The organism is Streptomyces sp. GDS52 (genome assembly GCF_052246875.1).
In the GTDB taxonomy this organism is placed as follows: domain Bacteria; phylum Actinomycetota; class Actinomycetes; order Streptomycetales; family Streptomycetaceae; genus Streptomyces; species Streptomyces cathayae.
In genome coordinates, this window is record NZ_CM125966.1 from 1,707,364 (window position 1) to 1,723,895 (window position 16,532).

The 16,532-nt window shown below is 73.7% G+C and carries 13 protein-coding genes; 1 reads left to right on the forward strand and 12 read right to left on the reverse strand.

Features of this window, described 5'->3' with window-relative positions; genetic code table 11:
- Window positions 1-39: 39 nt before the first annotated feature.
- From ACTWJ9_RS07730 to ACTWJ9_RS07770, 9 genes are all read right to left on the reverse strand, one after another.
- Window positions 40-1,290, reverse strand: a complete 1,251-nt coding sequence (locus ACTWJ9_RS07730) for an alkaline phosphatase family protein (RefSeq protein ID WP_387038218.1) — start codon at window positions 1,288-1,290, stop codon at window positions 40-42.
- Window positions 1,290-1,886 (reverse strand): DUF5998 family protein, encoded by a 597-nt coding sequence (locus ACTWJ9_RS07735; protein WP_279333400.1) that lies wholly within the window; start codon window positions 1,884-1,886, stop codon window positions 1,290-1,292. Before ACTWJ9_RS07735 ends, ACTWJ9_RS07730 begins: the two co-directional genes overlap by 1 nt.
- A gap of 126 nt (window positions 1,887-2,012) precedes the next feature.
- Complete coding sequence (gene mnhG, locus ACTWJ9_RS07740) at window positions 2,013-2,396, reverse strand: monovalent cation/H(+) antiporter subunit G (RefSeq protein WP_384209414.1); 384 nt, start codon at window positions 2,394-2,396, stop codon at window positions 2,013-2,015.
- Window positions 2,393-2,659 carry a monovalent cation/H+ antiporter complex subunit F gene (locus ACTWJ9_RS07745; protein WP_279333403.1) on the reverse strand — a complete coding sequence of 89 codons (267 nt, stop codon included), beginning with the start codon at window positions 2,657-2,659 and terminating at the stop codon, window positions 2,393-2,395. The genes mnhG and ACTWJ9_RS07745 overlap by 4 nt, the downstream gene beginning before the upstream one ends.
- A complete protein-coding gene (locus tag ACTWJ9_RS07750) occupies window positions 2,656-3,270 on the reverse strand; it encodes a Na+/H+ antiporter subunit E (RefSeq protein WP_279333404.1) in 615 nt (204 codons plus the stop codon). The genes ACTWJ9_RS07745 and ACTWJ9_RS07750 overlap by 4 nt, the downstream gene beginning before the upstream one ends.
- A complete protein-coding gene (locus ACTWJ9_RS07755) occupies window positions 3,267-4,874 on the reverse strand; it encodes a Na+/H+ antiporter subunit D (protein ID WP_279333405.1) in 1,608 nt (535 codons plus the stop codon). Before ACTWJ9_RS07755 ends, ACTWJ9_RS07750 begins: the two co-directional genes overlap by 4 nt.
- Complete coding sequence (locus tag ACTWJ9_RS07760; RefSeq protein WP_443295491.1) at window positions 4,871-5,461, reverse strand: Na(+)/H(+) antiporter subunit C; 591 nt, start codon at window positions 5,459-5,461, stop codon at window positions 4,871-4,873. The genes ACTWJ9_RS07755 and ACTWJ9_RS07760 overlap by 4 nt, the downstream gene beginning before the upstream one ends.
- Window positions 5,458-8,301 (reverse strand): Na+/H+ antiporter subunit A, encoded by a 2,844-nt coding sequence (locus ACTWJ9_RS07765; RefSeq protein ID WP_443295492.1) that lies wholly within the window; start codon window positions 8,299-8,301, stop codon window positions 5,458-5,460. The genes ACTWJ9_RS07760 and ACTWJ9_RS07765 overlap by 4 nt, the downstream gene beginning before the upstream one ends.
- Before the next feature lie 551 nt (window positions 8,302-8,852).
- Complete coding sequence (locus tag ACTWJ9_RS07770; protein ID WP_443295493.1) at window positions 8,853-11,783, reverse strand: bifunctional acetate--CoA ligase family protein/GNAT family N-acetyltransferase; 2,931 nt, start codon at window positions 11,781-11,783, stop codon at window positions 8,853-8,855.
- 174 nt (window positions 11,784-11,957) lie between these two features.
- Between ACTWJ9_RS07770 and ACTWJ9_RS07775 the strand changes: the two genes are divergently transcribed.
- Complete coding sequence (locus ACTWJ9_RS07775) at window positions 11,958-12,239, forward strand: HPr family phosphocarrier protein (protein WP_443295494.1); 282 nt, start codon at window positions 11,958-11,960, stop codon at window positions 12,237-12,239.
- Between the two features lie 86 nt (window positions 12,240-12,325).
- Here ACTWJ9_RS07775 and ACTWJ9_RS07780 read toward each other — a convergent pair whose 3' ends face one another.
- The 3 genes from ACTWJ9_RS07780 to ACTWJ9_RS07790 all read right to left on the reverse strand — a co-directional run bounded on the left by ACTWJ9_RS07780 (window position 12,326) and on the right by ACTWJ9_RS07790 (window position 16,298).
- A complete protein-coding gene (locus ACTWJ9_RS07780) occupies window positions 12,326-13,090 on the reverse strand; it encodes a M23 family metallopeptidase (protein WP_279333409.1) in 765 nt (254 codons plus the stop codon).
- A gap of 419 nt (window positions 13,091-13,509) precedes the next feature.
- The gene (locus ACTWJ9_RS07785; RefSeq protein WP_279333410.1) at window positions 13,510-14,913 is read right to left on the reverse strand and encodes a M16 family metallopeptidase; all 1,404 of its coding nucleotides are present in this window, start codon (window positions 14,911-14,913) and stop codon (window positions 13,510-13,512) included.
- A complete protein-coding gene (locus ACTWJ9_RS07790; RefSeq protein ID WP_443295495.1) occupies window positions 14,910-16,298 on the reverse strand; it encodes a M16 family metallopeptidase in 1,389 nt (462 codons plus the stop codon). The genes ACTWJ9_RS07785 and ACTWJ9_RS07790 overlap by 4 nt, the downstream gene beginning before the upstream one ends.
- Window positions 16,299-16,532: the final 234 nt, after the last annotated feature.

Below are 16,532 nucleotides of genomic sequence, written 5' to 3' on the forward strand. Positions count from 1 at the left end.
GGGCGGGAGGCAACGGGCGGGGGTCGGCGGGCGGGAGCCTCAGGAGCGTACTTCGAGCAGCGGGACCAGCTGCTCGGCCGGGGTCAGCGAACCGTGGTTGCCGACCATCGCCGACTCGTTCGGCTCCCGCTCCGAGGCGATGACCAGTACGTCGTCCCGCGCGGCGGCGACCACATCGCCGATGCGGTGGTGGACGCGGTCGTCGACGCGGGGGCCGAACCAGCCCGCCGCGATCGCCTCGTCCCGCGAGGCCACCCAGAACTGCTCACCGAGCACCTCGCGCCAGCAGGTCAGTACGTCGTTCTCGGCGCCGGGGACGGCGTAGACGTGGCGGGCGCGGCCCTCGCCGCCGAGCAGGGCGACCCCGGCGCCCAGCTCCCAGTCGTGGTCGAAGTCGATGCGGTGCTCCTCGTCGAAGGGCACGTCGACCATCCCGTGGTCGGCGGTGACGTAGAGCGCGCTGCGCGGCGGGAGCTGTTCGGCCAGGCGCTGGACCAGGCGGTCCACGTACATGAGCTGGCCTCGCCAGGTGTCGGAGTCGACGCCGTAGCGGTGTCCGGCGCCGTCGACCTCGGCGTAGTACGTGTAGACCAGGGAGCGGTCGGCGGCGGCCAGTTGTTCGGCCGCGAGGTCCATGCGCTCCTCGCCGGAGAGCCGCCCGTGGAAGGTGCCGCCGCTCAGCGCGACCTTCGTCAGCGGTGTGTGGGCGAAGGTGGGCGAGGACACCTGGGCGGCGTGCACCCCGGCGCGGTGGGCCAGTTCGAAGACGGTGGGGTACGGCTGCCAGGCGTCGGGTCGGGTCCAGGGCTGCCAGCGCAGCTGGTTCATCAGTTCGCCGGTGTCCGGGTTGCGCACGGTGTACCCGGGCAGGCCGTGCGCTCCGGGCGGCAGACCGGTGCCGACGGAGGCGAGGGAGGTGGCGGTGGTGGCCGGGTAGCCCGTGGTGATCGGCCGTCCGGTGCCGCCGCGCGAGCCGGGCAGCAGGGACGCCATGAACGGGGCTTCCTCGGGGTGCGCCGCCAGCTGCTCCCAGCCGAGGCCGTCGATCAGGAACACGCAGTTCCGGTCGGCGGGGGCCAGCTCCGGGATCGCGGCGGTGAGACCCGGGACGCCCATGCCCGCGGCGAGCGTGGGCAGCAGGTCGGCCAGTGAGCCGGTGCCGTATTCGGGCCGGGGTGCGGAGGCCGGGGCGAGGGGCTCGGGGTGGGCCCCGGGGATGAGGGGCCAGGCGGTGGTGTGGGCGGCCGGCGCGGGATTCGGGGTGTGCGGGGTCCGGGAGGTGTCTGTCATCAGTTCGTGGGATCCGCGGTCGCCTCGGAGAGGGCCTGCGCGAAGGCGAGCGCCTGGCGCACCGTCTCCGGTCCGTCCCCGGCCTCGCTGACCCGCAGGCTGAGGTCGTCGGCGGTCGAGCTGCCGGTGTAGCCGTGGTCGGCCTCGCAGTTGGGGTCGCCGCAGGCGGCCGGCTCCAGGTCGAGGCGGGAGACCGCGCCCCAGCCGATGGTGAGCACGATCTCGCGGGGCAGGGTGCCCGGCTTGTACGACTCGGGGTTGGCGACCACACGGCTGACCACGATCGACGAGATCCGGCCGAGCTTCACGGACTCCGTGGACGTGGTGGCGTAGGGCGTCGGGGAGGTGGAGTCGGCGGCCTGCTCGTCGGTGTGGCTGACGATGAAGCGGTTGCCGGTGAGGACGAGCACGGTCACATGGCGCCGCACCTCGTTCTGGTCGAACGTCGTCTCCTGGTGGACCAGGTACGACCGAACGGGCTCGCCGCCCACGGCGGCCTCCACCGCCTCGGCCACGAGGGCCGGGTAGTAGCCGCTGCGCTCGATCGCCGCTCGCAGCCCCTGGGTCGTCGTACTGGTCTTGGCCATGGCGCCCATCCTACGGGGGGTCGCTGACTGCGAAGCACCGGTCGCGGCACTCCGGCTCGCGCCGGTGCGGGCCCACCGGGGGCCGCTCGGCGAAGCCGCCCGGTCGTTCGAGCGGCGGGGCGTCACCGATCCGCTTCACCGGTCCGCGTCCTCGCTCGACGGCTGCGCGTCCACCGGGGTGCCGTCGAGCGCGAGGCGGTCGGCGAGTTCGTCCCGGAACAGTTTGCGGCGGTCGAGGGCCTGGACCCGGTAGGCGGTACGGCCGACGATCTGGCTGGTGATCGGCGCGGTGAGCAACTGGAACAGGATGACGAGCAGGAGCACCGGCGCGTAGCGCAGGGGCGTCTGCGCGGCGGTCCCCGACAGGATGAGCAGCAGGCCGAGCGTCTGGGCCTTGGCGGCCGCGTGCAGGCGGCTGCCGATGTCCGGGAAGCGGAGCAGTCCCACGGAGCCGAGCAGGCAGAAGATCGCACCGGCCGGGAGCAGGACGGCGGTGACCACGTCGGACACGGCGGTCATCGCAGGCCCGCCCGCTTCTCGACCAGGTGGGCGGCCGTCACCGATCCGGTGAAGGCGAGCAGGGCGAGGACGACGAGCACGGGCAGGGCTGTGGTGTCCTCGCGCACGGGCATGCCCACGGCGGTCCCGGCGATGATCATCGTCAGGAGGACGTCCAGCGCCACGATGCGGTTGAGCGCGTCCGGGCCGCGCACGAGGCGCAGCAGGGTGAGCAGTCCGGCCGCGGCCAGCATGGCCAGGGTGGCGGTGTACACGGCGGTCATGGGGTGCTGCCTCCTCGATCGGGGTCGGGGGAAGGCCCGGTGCCGGTGTCTCCGGGCGGTCCGGAGCCGTCGTCTCCGGGCGGTCCGGTGCGGCGGCGGGTGGTGCCGACGGCCCGCGCGACCCTGCGTTCCACGGACTGCACCGCCTCTCTGCGGCGGGCGATGTCGGCTTCGTCGTGGACCGGGATCGTGTGGACGTACAGCCGTTGCCGGCGCCGGTCGATCTCGACCACCAGCGTGCCGGGCGCGATGGTGGTGAACTCGGCCACGGCGGTGATCAGCAGGTCGCTGTCGACGCGCAGCGGGACCTCGACGATCGCGGCGGACGTTTTCCCCCCGTACCTCAGGACCTGCCAGGCGACGGCGGTCCCGGACCCGATGAGGTCGGTCAGCAGGGCGATCAGCAGGCGCCCGATCGCCAGGGGCCGGGGCACGGCCCCCGGCAGGACCGGCGGCAGGGAGAAGGTCCCGACGACGGCCAGGGCGACGAGCAGGCCGCCGACGAGGACCACCGGGCCCACGGACCCCCACAGCAGGATCCACAGCAGCCACAGCCAGCCGACCATGGGCAGGTGGTGCCGGATCCGGTGGGTCTTCTCCCGGCCGGTCAACGGTCCTCCCCGGTCATGACGGCGGAGCGGTAGGCCCGCGGATCGAGCAGTTCGCGTGCGGCCTGTTCGCCGACGTGGGCGAGCGGGCCCGCCCAGACGGCGACCGCGACGCTGGTCACCACCATGACGGCGGTGGCGGCGGTCATCAGCCCGGCCCCGTACCGGCCCGCGTGGGACTCCGGGCTGCGGACGGTGTCGGAGGCCGTGGGCTCGTCCCGCGGGGCCGGGGCCCGGCGGTCGCCCTCGCGGCGGTGCGGGTCCGGACGGTCCGCGTCGCGGCGGTCCGGGTACGGCTTCTGCCGCATGAAGGCCCTGGTCCACACCCGGGTCATGGCGTAGAGCGTCAGCAGGCTGGTGAGCAGGGCGGTCGCGGCGAGGGCGTACGCCGCGGTGCCGCCCTGTCCCGCGCCGGCCCGCAGCAGGGTCAGTTTGGCCACGAACCCGGAGAACGGCGGGATCCCGGCCAGGCTCAGGGCGGGGAGGGCGAACAGCACGGCGACCACCGGCGTCGGGGGCGGCCGCTGCGCCATGCGTTCCAGGCCCGTCGTCTCCGTGTGGCGTACGACGAGGGCGGCGGCCAGGAAGAGCGCGGCCTGGACGACGATGTGGTGGACCATGTAGAGGACCGTGCCGGTGAGCCCGATGGTGTCGAACAGCGCGAGCCCGAAGAGCATGAAGCCGATGTGGCTGACGAGGGCGAAGGACAGCAGCCGGTTGACGTCGTCCTGGGCGAGGGCGCCGAGGATGCCCACGATCATGGTGGCGATCGCCACGCAGGCCAGCAGGGTCCACACGCTGGAGCGCGGGAAGAGCAGCGTCTGGGTGCGCAGCAGGGCGTAGACGGCGACCTTGGTCAGCAGCGCGGCGAACACGGCGGTGATCGGCGCCGGCGCGGTGGGGTAGCTGTCGGGCAGCCAGAAGTGCAGGGGGACGAGTGCCGCCTTGATCCCCAGGACGGCCAGGAGCAGCAGGGCGAGCGCGCCGCGCAGGCCGTCGGGGAGTTCGGCGAGCCGCGGCCCGAGCTGGGCCAGGGTGACCGTGCCGGTGGCCGCGTACACCAGGCCGACGAGCGTGAGGAACAGCAGGGAGGACGTCAGACTGATGATCGTGTACGTCATGCCCGCCCGGGTGCGGTTTCCGTCGGCGTCCAGGGTGATCAGGACATAGGAGGCGGCGAGCAGCACTTCGAAGGCCACGAAGAGGTTGAACAGGTCGCCGGTGAGGAAGGCCAGGCCCACCCCGGCGACGAGCAGCAGATAGGCGGGGTGGAAGACCTCCGCCGTGCTGCGGCGGTCCTCGGCGGTGCCCTGGCCGATGGCGAAGAGCAGCACGGCCAGGGTCACCAGGACGGACACCATGAGCAGGAGCGCCGACAGCCGGTCGGCGACGAGTGTGATGCCCAGCGGGGCCGGCCAGCCGCCGACGTGCACGGCCTGCGGACCGCGGGTGTCGGCGAGGACGAGCAGAGCCACCGCGTCCGCCAGGACGCCCGCCAGAACGAGGGTGCTCATCACGCGGACCACCCGGCCGGGCAGGCCGAGCAGGGACACACCGGCGGCCAGGATCGGCAGCACCACGGGCAGGACGAGCAGCAGTGCGGTCATCGGTGGTCCCCCGGGGCGGTGCCATGGTCGCGGTGGTCCGGCTCGTCGCCGCCGCCGTCGGGTCCGTCGCCGTCGGATTCGTCGCCGCCGGGTCCGTCGCCGTCGGGTTCGTCGCCGTCGGGTTCGTCGCCGTCGGGTTCGTCGCCGTCGGGTTCGTCGCCGTCGTGGGTGCCGCTCACCTCGTCGGACCCGGCACGCTGCAGGGCGATGTCGATGCGTCGGTCCTCCACGTCGTCGCGCACCTCGTCGCTGCCGGACAACCGCCAGGAGCGGTAGGCGAGGGCCATCAGGAACGCCGTGAGACCGAACGTGATCACGATCGACGTCAGTGCCATGGCCTGGGGCAGCGGGTCGGCGGGCTCCGCCGGGTTCACCGGCTGCCCGTCCAGTACCGGGGGCCGGCCGGGGGTGCCGCCGGCGACCAGGAGCAGCAGGTTGGTGCCGTGGCCCAGGAGGATGAAGCCGAGGACGATCCGCATCAGGGACCGTTGCAGCATGAGGTGGAAGCCGATCGTGAACAGGCCGCCCACCACGACGGCCATCGTCACGTCGAGGGTGTTCACCGTGTTGTCCACCGTGCCGTTCACCGGACGGATCCCTCCCCTTCCCCGGCCGCCGTCGCACCGGCCTCGCCGAGCGAGACGCCCACCGCCGCCAGGAGCTTGAGGACGACACCGACCACGACCAGGTAGACGCCGACGTCGAGGAACAGGCTGGTCGCCCACTTCACCTCGCCCAGCAGCGGCAGGTGCCAGCTCAGCAGAGCGCTGTCCAGCGGCGCGCCGCCGACGGTCAGCGGCACCAGGGCGGTGACCGCCGCGATCACCAGGCCCGTGCCCGCGACGGCGACCGGGCGCAGGCGTACGGCGGCGCCGAGGTCGGCCTGGCCGCCGACGAGGTACCGCAGGACGAACGCCAGCCCCGCGACCAGTCCGCCGGAGAACCCTCCGCCGGGGCGGTAGTGCCCGGAGAACAGCAGGAACACCGAGAGCACCAGGATCGAGGGGAAGAGCAGCCGGATGGCCACCTCCATCAGGACCGAGCGCTCGCCGCCGGGCCGTTCGCCGGCCCCCGGCAGCCAGGTCTGCCGGGGCTCGTCCCAGTGCGTGGTGGGGAAGCGGGCGAGCGGCTCCTCGTCGGCGACCTGTACCGCGTCACGGTCGTGGAACCGGATCAGGCTGCCCACTCCGACCCCCGCCACCAGCACGACCGAGATCTCGCCCAGCGTGTCCAGGGCCCGGAAGTCGACGATGATCGCGTCGACGACGTTGAGGGCGCCCGTCTCCGCCGCCCGGCGCAGGTATCCGGGCGAGATCACCGGGGCCGTCCGCGCGGAGGCCGCCGCCAGCGCGAAGCAGGTGACGACGGCGCCGACCCCGACGGCCACCGTGCCCCGCAGCACCCGCCCCGGCACCGACCTGCGGCCGGAATCGAACCGGGCCGGCATCCGGCGCAGCACCAGCACCACGACGACCAGCGTCGTCGTCTCGACCAGGAACTGGGTGAGCGCCAGGTCCGGGGCTCCGCGGACCAGGAACAGGCCCGCCGCGCCGTACCCGACGGCCCCGGTCAGCAGGATGGCGGTGAGCCGGTGCCGGGCGGCCACCACCGCCGCGGCGGCCGCCAGCATGACCACGGCCAGCACCGGTTCGAGCGAGTACCGCCACAGGGGCGGTGACCCCAGCGACGGTGCCGCCGCCAGGAGTGCCGCGCCGGGCACCGCGACGACCGTCGTGAGCAGCACGGTCAGATAGACGGGCAGCGAGCCGACCTGGGTGTGCCGGGTCAGGGTCACGGCCAGCCGGTCCACGCCCTCGACCGCGCGGTCGTACGCGTACTGCACGTCGGTCAGGCGCGGCAGGCGGTTCACCACGGCGGCGCGGCGGCGGAGCGCGTGGATCAGGAGGCCAGCGCCGAGCGACAGCGCGGACAGCCCGAGAGCCGGGGTGAACCCGGGCCACAGGGCCAGTGCGTACGGCCCGCCGGCCCCCGGCGGATAGGCGTTGGCGTAGGCGGTGGTCAGGGCCGCCGTGGCGGGGTACGCCACGCCCAGCACCAGGCCCGCCCCGGACAGTACGGCCACCGGTGCGACGAATCCCGCCTCCGGTCCGCGCGCGGACCGCGCCGCCCGCTCCGCCGGCGGTCCGCCGAAGGCGCCGTGCAGGAACCGTGCCGCGAACGCCACGGTCAGCGCGGAGCCGGCCACCAGCACCACCGTCAGCTGCTGGTGGCCGGCGAGTTCGGTGCCGTGCAGGAACGCCTCCAGGGCGGCTTCCTTGCCCAGGAAGCCGATGAGGGGCGGCAGACCGGCCATCGACGCGGCGGCGAGTGCCGTGACGCCGAAGAGCACGGGCAGCCGGCGGCCCAGTCCCGACAGCTCCCGGATGTCGCGGGTACCGGTGTGGTGGTCCACGATCCCGACGGACAGGAACAGCGCCGACTTGAACGCCGCGTGCGCCAGCAGCAGCACCACGCCGGCCAGCGCCGCCGTCCGGGTCCCGGCGCCCAGCAGGGCGGTCAGCAGACCGAGTTCGCTGACGGTCCCGTAGGCGAGGAGCAGCTTCAGGTCGGTCTCGCGCAGTGCCCGCCACGCGGCCACCACCATCGTGGCGAGCCCCACACCGAGCACCATCGGCCGCCACGGCGCCACGTCGGCCAGGGCGGGCGCCAGGCGGGCGATCAGGTAGACCCCGGCCTTGACCATCGCCGCCGCGTGCAGGAAGGCGCTGACCGGTGTGGGGGCCACCATCGCCGCGGGCAGCCAGCCGTGCAGCGGCATCTGCGCGGACTTGGTGAACGCGCCGGCCAGGACGAGCACCACGGCGGCGGAGACCGCGCCGCCCCGCGGGGGGTCCGCGAGGATCGCCGAGACGCGGTAGGTGCCGGCCGCCTGGCCCAGCACGATGAAACCGAGCAGCATCGCCAGGCCGCCGGCCACCGTCACCAGCAGGGCCTGACGGGCCGCCCGGCGCTGTTCGGCCCGCTTTCCGGGACCCGCGATCAGCAGGAAGGAGGCGACCGTGGTCAGCTCCCAGAAGACGTACAGCACGAAGAGGTTGTCCGCCAGGACCAGTCCGATCATCGCCCCGGCGAAGGCCAGCAGCAGGGCGGCCAGCGGGCCGGCGTCCTGTTCGACGTAGTACCGGCAGTACAGCAGCACCAGCACCCCGACACCGGCCACCACCCACAGCATCAGCAGCGACAGGGCGTCCAGGCGCAGATCGACCGTCAGACCGAGCGACGGAGCCCACCGCAGGGACTCCTGGTACGCGCCGCCGTCCAGGACGCCCGCCGCCCGCGTGCCCGCCCAGACCACCGTCGCCGACGGCACCAGGGCCGCCACGGCCCACACCGCCCGGCCGAGCCGCCGTTCCCACCAGGGGATCGACACTGCGACCGTCGCATAGGCGGCCAGCAGGACCAGCACGTCAGCACCTACTCCTTCACGGTGGCCCGACCGCTGACGCGCGAGCGGCCTCCGCTCGAGCCTTGAGAGGTATGTCCGGTTAGTCGGTATTCAGTGCTCTGTGTAGCAGGGAGAGCCGCCCGAAGGGACGTCGCCGCGCCACACACGGAGCAGGGCGCACGGCTCGGCGGAGCCGCACGGCTTCCGTTCAGGGCCGGCACCCGGTGCGCGTACGGGGTCGGTGGTCCGCGTCGGACTGCGGCAGCCGTGCGTACGGCCGGGCGGCGGATCGGCCGTACGCACGGCGGGGGTCGGCGGAGGGCTCGGCGAGGGGTCCGGTGAAGAGGTCGGCGTGCCTTCCCCGTGCGGGTGTCGTGCCGGGCGAGGGGGATCGGGTTCTGCCGGCGTCGCTGGCCCCGAGGCGCATGCCGTTCTCTCCGTTCATCGGGCGGGCGGGTGGGCGGACGGGGTGCGGGTAACCCGCCCGACGTGCCGTCAAACACCCGGAGAGCCTGCCGGGTCGGAACCCGTGAGAGCGTGCGCCCCTCCTCGGTACGCCGTCGGTACGCCGGTCAGTACGCCGGGAGCGTCCGGGGGCCGAGGTCGTCGCGGGCGGGCGGCGGCGCCAGGCGTACGGAGGCACTGAGGACGCTCACGCCGTGGGTGGCGACGACCACCGGTTCCAGGTCGACGGCGACGACCTCGGGATGGTCGTCGACCAGCCGCGACACCCGCAGCAGCAGCTCCTCCAGCGCGGGGGTGTCGACCGGGGCCGAGCCGCGCCAGCCGAACAGCAGGGGCGCGGTGCGGATCGACCTCACCAGGGAGGTCGCCTCCCGGTCGGTGACCGGGACCAGCCGGTGCGCCATGTCCCCGAGCAGCTGCGAAGGGGGTCCGGCGAGCCCGAAGGACAGCACCGCACCGGCCGCGGAATCGATCACCGCGCGGACGATGGTGTCGACACCGCGCGGCGCCATCCGCTGCACGACGGGGCGCAGTTCCTCGGGCGTGCCGAGCTGCCGGGTCAGTTCGGCGTACGCCCGGCGCAGTTGCTCCTCGTCCGCCAGGTCCAGCCGTACGCCGCCCAGGTCGGCGCGGTGCCTGAGGTGCGGGGCGGTCACCTTGAGGGCGACGGGGTGTCCCAGGGTGCGGGCGGCCTCGACGGCGGCGTCGGGCGTGGGGGCCGGGAGGGCGCGGTGGACGTGGATGCCGTAGGCGCCGAGCAGTGCGCAGGTCTCCTCGATGCCGAGGGCCGGGCTCTGCCCGCGGGTGAGCTGCGCGTGGATGAGTTCGGCGGCACCCTTCTCGTCGATGTCCTCGTACTGGGGCACCTTGCCGGGGTCGGCGGCGTCCCGCCGCCACTGGGCGTAGGTGACGGAGTGGGCGAGGGCGCGGACGGCGCGTTCGGCGGCGGGGTAGGCGGGGATGAGGTGGGCGTCCTCGGGGAGGACCACGGGCGCCGGCACGGGGCTGCCGGCGGGTGCGCGCTCCCCGGCCGGCGGCGCGGGGCGGGGCGGGGCCGCCGGCGGGGTGGGGCGGGGCGGGGCGGGCGGCTCCGCCCGCGGGGCCGTGCTCGCCGCCGCCGACAGGGCCTCCGCCAGGCCGCCGAGTTCCACGTGGACCACCAGGACCGGCTTGGACGGGGTCGCGGCGGCGGCCGAGCGCAGCGCCTCGGCGAGCGCCGCGTCGCCGACGGAACCGGGCGTCCTTCCCCCCAGCGCCGGGATCGCGGTCACGACCACCGCGTCGCAGGTGTCGTCGGCCAGCGCCCGGGACAGGGCCGCGTGGAAGTCCGCCGCCGAGGCCGCGGTGGTGAGGTCCAGCGGGTGGTGCGGGCGCAGCCCCTCGGCGAGGCACGCCTCGTAGGTGAGCAGCCCCAGGGACTCGGAGTTGCCCAGGATCGCCACCCGGGGCCCGGACGGCAGCGGCTGGCGGGCGAGCAGCAGGCCCGCGTCGACCAGTTCCGTGATGGTGTCCACCCGGGTCACCCCGGCCTGTCGCAGCAGCGCGGAGACGGTCTCGTGCGGCAGTCGCGTCGCCCGCACGGCGTGCCCGCGGGGCCCGGCGCCGTGGCGGGCTCCCTGGACCACGACGAGTGGCTTCACCGCCGCGGTCCGGCGGGCGAGGCGGGTGAACTTGCGGGGGTTGCCGATGGACTCCAGGTACATCAGGGCGACATCGGTGTCCGGGTCGTCGTACCAGTACTGCATGACGTCGTTGCCGGAGACGTCGGCGCGGTTGCCGGACGAGACGAAGGTGGACACGCCCGTGACGCCGGTGACGCCTCCGCCGCGCCGGTGCAGCCTCGACAGCAGGGCGATGCCGATGGCTCCGGACTGGGCGAACAGGCCGATGCGGCCGGGGCGCGGCATCTCGGGCGCGAGCGAGGCGTTCAGCCGCACGTCCGGGGAGGTGTTGATGACACCGAACGCGTTCGGCCCGATGATCCGCATGCCGTACGTACGCGCCTGCCGGACGAGGGCGCGCTGGCGCTCGCGGCCCTCGGGTCCCGCCTCGGCGTATCCGGCGGACGTCACGACGAGCCCCCGCACCCCGTGCTCGCCGCACTCGGCGACGACCTCGGGGACCTGCTCGGCGGGTACCGCGACGACGGCGAGGTCGACCTGCCCGTCGATGTCACGCACCGAACGGTGGGCGGGCACCCCGTCGCCCCCGTCGTCCCCGTCGCTGCCGGCGAGTTCCTTCAGCTCCGGGGGGAAGGCCTTGTTCACGGCGTACAGGCGGCCGGTGAATCCGCCGTCCCGGATGTTGTCGAGGAGGCTGCGGCCCACGCTGCCGGGCCTGCGGCCGGCGCCTATGACCGCGACGGAGCCGGGGGTGAGCAGGCGCCGCACGGAACGGGCCTCGGCACGCTGCTCGCGCGCCTGCTGCACGGCCAGCGAACGGTCGGTGGGTTCGAGGTCGAACTCCAGGCGGACGACGCCGTCCTCGAAGCTGCGCTTCTGGGTGTACCCGGCGTCCGTGAACACCTTGATCATCTTGCTGTTGGCCGGCAGCACCTCGGCGGCGAACCGGCGGATGCCGCGCTCGCGCGCGACGGCGGCGATGTGCTCGAGGAGGGCGGAGGCGATGCCCCGGCCCTGGTGGGCGTCCTGCACCAGGAAGGCGACCTCGGCCTCGTCGGAGACCGGAGGGGCGGGCTCTCCGGCGGGCGACGGGTGGGAGGAGGCGGGTGTCCCGTCGGGGCCGATCCGGTCGTAGCGTACGGTGGCGATGAACTCGCCGCCCACCGTGGCCGCGAGTCCCACCCGGTCCACGAAGTCGTGGTGTGTGAACCGGTGCACGTCCTTGGCGGACAGGCGAGGGTAGGGCGCGAAGAAGCGGTAGTACTTCGACTCGTCCGACACCTGCTCGTAGAAGCTGACCAGGCGCTCGGCGTCATCGACGGTGATGGGCCGCACGCGCGCGGTGCCGCCGTCGCGCAGCACCACGTCGGCCTCCCAGTGGGCGGGGTACTCGTGCCGGTCCGACGAGATCTGCATGGGCCCCAGAGTACGGCTCGCGTACGACGACGGCGCGAGGCAGTCTGTGGGGGCACGAGCCGGACCGAGGCCGCGGTCCGGTGTCGCCGGGAGCGGGAACGGGTTCCGCTCCCGGCGTGGTTCCCGATATGGGAAACTGGTCTAGACAACCTGAACACCGAAGGGCAGCAACACATGGCTGAGCGCCGCGTCAACGTCGGCTGGACCGAGGGCCTCCACGCCCGTCCCGCCTCCATCTTCGTCCGAGCCGCCACGGCCGCAGGCGTCCCGGTGACGATCGCCAAGGCTGACGGCAACCCCGTCAACGCGGCCTCCATGCTGGCCGTTCTGGGCCTGGGCGCCCAGGGCGGCGAGGAGATCGTCCTCGCCTCCGACGCCGAGGGCGCAGACGCCGCCCTGGACCGTCTGGCGAAGCTGGTCTCCGAGGGTCTCGAGGAGCTCCCCGAGACCGTCTGACAGGTTCTCCGGATCTTCCGGATCCTCCGTCGGCGAGTGGAGCCGCGCCGCCCTTCCGGGCGGCGCGGCTCCGTTCTCCGTTCGGCTCAGAGGTTCACGCCGTGCGCGCGGAGGTAGGCGACCGGGTCGATGTCGGAGCCGTACTCGGCGGTCGTACGGACCTCGAAGTGCAGATGCGCGCCGGTGACGTTGCCGGTGGCGCCGGAGACGCCGATCCGCTGTCCCGGGGTGACCTGCTGTCCCACCGAGACGACGACGGCCGACAGGTGGCCGTACTGGGTGTAGGTGCCGTCGTGCATCTTGATGACGACCTGGTTGCCGTAGGCGCCGCCCCAGCCGGCCTCCACGACGGTGCCCAGGCCGACCGAGAGCACGGGGGTGCCGCTCGCGGCGTGGAAGTCGACCCCGGTGTGACTGCCGGAGGACCAGACGGCGCCGCCGGACAGGTAACCGGTCGAGACGTAGGAACCCGCGATCGGGGACACGAAGGTGTTGAGGCGCTTGCGCTCGGCCTCCCGCGCGGCACGCTCCTCGGCCTCGCGGGCCGCCTCGGCCGCCCTCTCCCGTGCGGCCTCCTCCGCGGCCTCGCGCGCGGCGGCCCGGGCCGCTTCCCGTGCGGCCTCGTGCTGAGCGGCCGCCTGGGCCTCGACCTGGGCGGCGGCTTCGTCACCCAGGGCGACGACGGGGGTCAGACCGGTCTGCTGCGCGGCGGGTCCGGCGGCGAGCGCCGAGGGTGCGAGGGAGCCGACCACGCCGGTGGTGGTGAGGGCCGCGACGCCCGCCGCCCTGGCGGTGCCGCGGTGCATGCGGCCGGGACGACGGTGCTTCCCGGTGACGCGGGTGAACGCCATGCAGGGGGTGGTCCTTTCCTTCCCTCTCGCCTACCGGGTCGGCGTGGGGGTCTCCCCAGGCCGTTCAGGCCCTGGGGGAAGGTCCGGAGCAGGAAGGTCTCCCACGGGTCCCCTCGCGCCGGGCGCGGGCGTCCGATTCACCTCAGGGACTGCGTGATCCGGTCCACGGCTCCCCTGGCTCGCGCCGTGCGGGGACTCGGCGATGGCTGTCCGGTGCCGCGGGTGCGGCGCACTGCCCGACGAACAGCCCGGACGACGCTAGGCGGGGCGTCTTTCGATTCCCAAACGGATCCCGACTTTTGTAGCGCATCCCACAGGGCAGACAGGACTACTCCACCCCAATTCGGGCACAGGCGGGCCCTGGTGACTTTCGCGCCACCAGGGCCCGTCCGCGCGTGCGCTGCGCCTGCGTGCGCCGGCTACTCGGCGGGCACGACCGTGACCGCGCCGATGCCGAGCGCCTCGACGGGCGCCTTGATCTGCGCCGCGTCGCCGACCAGGACGGTCACCAGACGGTCCACCGGGAAGGCGTTCACCACGGCCGCGGTGGCCTCCACGGTGCCGGTGGTGGCGAGCCGGCGGTACAACTCGGCCTGGTAGTCGTCGGCCAGGTGCTGCTCCACCTGGTCGGCCAGGGTGCCGGCGACGGCCGAGGCGGTCTCGTACTTGAGCGGCGCGACCCCCACCAGGTTCTGCACGGCGACGTCACGCTCGGCGTCGGTGAGGCCCTCCGCGGCGAGCGTGCGCAGCACCGTCCACAGGTCCTCGAGCGCGGGTCCGGTGTTCGGGGTGTCGACGGAGCCGCTGATGGCGAGCATGGCAGCGCCCGTGGCCCCTCCGGAGGAGGAAGGGGGCGCGGACCTCAGGACCTGGCCGAACGACCGTACGCCGTAGGTGTAGCCCTTCTCCTCGCGCAGGACGCGGTCCAGGCGGGAGGTGAGGGTGCCGCCGAGGCAGTAGGTGCCGAGCACCTGCGCGGGCCACACGCGGTCGTGCCGGTCCGCGCCGACCCGGCCGATCAGCAGCTGCGTCTGCACGGCGCCGGGGCGGTCCACGATCACGACCCGGCCGGTGTCGTCGGCGACGATCGGCGGAACGGGCCGCGCCTCGGCGGCCGATCCGGTCCAGGAGCCGAGGGTGTCACCGAGCAGTTCGTCCAGGTCGATGCCGGTGAGGTCACCGACGACCACCGCGGTGGCGGTCGCGGGGCGGACGTGCTTCTCGTGGAAGGCGCGTACGGCCGACGAGTCGATGCCGGCCACCGTCTCCTCGGTGCCCTGCCGCGGGCGGGACATCCGCGCGGTCGCCGGGAACAGCTCCTTGGAGAGTTCCTTGGCGGCGCGGCGGGAGGGGTTGGCCAGCTCGTGCGGGATCTCGTCGAGCCGGTTGCGGACGAGGCGTTCGACCTCGCTGTCCGCGAACGCGGGCGCCCTGAGGGCGTCGGCGAGCAGCCCGAGCCCCTTGGCGAGCCGGGAGGCCGGCACCTCGAGGCTCAGGCGCACGCCGGGGTGGTCGGCGTAGGCGTCCAGGGTGGCGCCGCAGCGCTCCAGTTCGGCGGCGAACTCCTCGGCGGAGTGCTTGTCGGTGCCCTCGGAGAACGCCCTCGCCATGATCGTGGCGACCCCGTCGAGACCGTCGGGCTCGGCCTCCAGGGGCGCGTCGAGCAGTACCTCGACCGCGACGATCTGCTGGCCGGGACGGTGGCAGCGCAGGACGGTCAGACCGTTGCCGAGCGTGGTGCGCTCGGGGGCCGGGAAGGCCCAGGGCTTGGCCTCGCCCGCCTGCGGCTGGGGGTGGAAGTCCATCGTGGCAAGCTCGGTCACTTCGCCGTCTCCTCGTTCTCGTCGGTGCCGGCGGCCGCGGCTTCTTCGGCGCCGGCGGCCACTGCTTCTTCGGACTCCCCGGCCTCGGGGGCGACGGGCTCGTAGACGAGCACCGCGCGGTTGTCCGGGCGCAGACGGGCCTCGGCGACCTCACGGACGTCCTCGGCGGTCACGTCGAGGATGCGCCCGACGGCGGTGAGGGCGAGCTGCGGGTCACCGAACAGGACGGCGTACCGGCACAGTTCGTCGGCCCGGCCGGCGACGGTGCTGAGCCGGTCCAGCCACTCGCGCTCCAACTGGGCCTGGGCGCGCTCCATCTCCTCGGCCGTGGGGCCCTCCTCGGCGAACCGGGTGAGTTCCTCGTCGATCGCCGCCTCGATGACCGGCACCTCCACATCGCCGGACGCCTTCACGTCCAGCCAGCCCAGGGAGGGCGCCCCGGCCAGCCGGAGCAGGCCGAATCCGGCCGCCACGGCCGTGCGGTCCCGGCGCACCAGCCGGTTGTAGAGCCGGGAGGACTCGCCGCCGCCGAGGACGGTGAGCGCCAGGTCCGCGGCGTCGCTCGCGCGCGTGCCGTCCTCGGGCAGCCGGTAGGCGGCCATCAGCGCACGCGCGGGGACCTCCTCCTCGACGAACTCACGCAGCTCCTCGCCGATGGTCTCGGGCAGCGAGCCGTCGCGGGGCTCGGGCTTGCCGTCGTGGGAGGGGATGGAGCCGAAGTACTTCTCGATCCAGGCGAGCGTCTGCTCCGGGTCGATGTCGCCGACGACGGAGAGCACGGCGTTGTTCGGCGCGTAGTACGTGCGGAAGAAGGCGCGGGCGTCCTCCAGGGTGGCCGCGTCCAGGTCCGCCATCGAGCCGATGGGCGTGTGGTGGTACGGGTGGCCGTCGGGGAAGGCGAGGGCGGTCAGCTTCTCGAAGGCCGTGCCGTAGGGGACGTTGTCGTAGCGCTGGCGGCGCTCGTTCTTGACGACGTCCCGCTGGTTCTCCATGGACTCCTCGTCCAGGGCGGCCAGCAGGGAGCCCATGCGGTCGGCTTCCAGCCAGAGGGCGAGCTCCAGCTGGTGGGTCGGCATGGTCTCGAAGTAGTTGGTCCGCTCGAAGCTGGTGGTGCCGTTGAGCGAGCCTCCGGCGCCCTGGACCAGCTCGAAGTGGCCGTTGCCCTTCACCTGCCCGGAGCCCTGGAACATCAGGTGCTCGAAAAGGTGAGCCAGGCCGGTGCGCCCCTTGACCTCGTGGCGCGAACCGACGTCGTACCAGAGGCACACCGCCGCGACAGGGGTCAGATGGTCCTCGGAGAGCACCACGCGCAGGCCGTTGGCCAAACGGTGCTCGGTCGCTGTCAGGCCGCCGGAGCCTGCCTGGGCTGTGGCCGTGTGACCCATGGGCATGTATGTCCCTTCGATCGCGGAGGCGGTCGTCGCATCCGCCGTTTGTGCCGGTCCTGCCACTGTATGCAAGCGTTCGGGCCACTGACGGAGTTCCCGGACGGGGACCGGTTCGCCCAGAGCGAGAACCGTGGGTTCCGGGTGGGGCGGGAGGATGCGGACGTGGTCCGTGGGGTGTGTGGGATCTCCCCGGCGCCGTCCCTTCGCCGTCCCTTCGCTGCCTCCTTCACC

Coding starts and splice junctions, on each gene's coding strand:
- ACTWJ9_RS07755 (WP_279333405.1), bottom strand. CDS start 4,874: ATGACCGCACTGCTGCTCGTCCTGCCCGTGGTGCTGCCGATCCTGGCC.
- ACTWJ9_RS07780 (WP_279333409.1), bottom strand. CDS start 13,090: ATGGCGTTCACCCGCGTCACCGGGAAGCACCGTCGTCCCGGCCGCATG.
- ACTWJ9_RS07735 (WP_279333400.1), bottom strand. CDS start 1,886: ATGGGCGCCATGGCCAAGACCAGTACGACGACCCAGGGGCTGCGAGCG.
- ACTWJ9_RS07775 (WP_443295494.1), top strand. CDS start 11,958: ATGGCTGAGCGCCGCGTCAACGTCGGCTGGACCGAGGGCCTCCACGCC.
- ACTWJ9_RS07745 (WP_279333403.1), bottom strand. CDS start 2,659: ATGACCGCCGTGTACACCGCCACCCTGGCCATGCTGGCCGCGGCCGGA.
- ACTWJ9_RS07790 (WP_443295495.1), bottom strand. CDS start 16,298: ATGGGTCACACGGCCACAGCCCAGGCAGGCTCCGGCGGCCTGACAGCG.
- ACTWJ9_RS07730 (WP_387038218.1), bottom strand. CDS start 1,290: ATGACAGACACCTCCCGGACCCCGCACACCCCGAATCCCGCGCCGGCC.
- ACTWJ9_RS07770 (WP_443295493.1), bottom strand. CDS start 11,783: ATGCAGATCTCGTCGGACCGGCACGAGTACCCCGCCCACTGGGAGGCC.
- mnhG (WP_384209414.1), bottom strand. CDS start 2,396: ATGACCGCCGTGTCCGACGTGGTCACCGCCGTCCTGCTCCCGGCCGGT.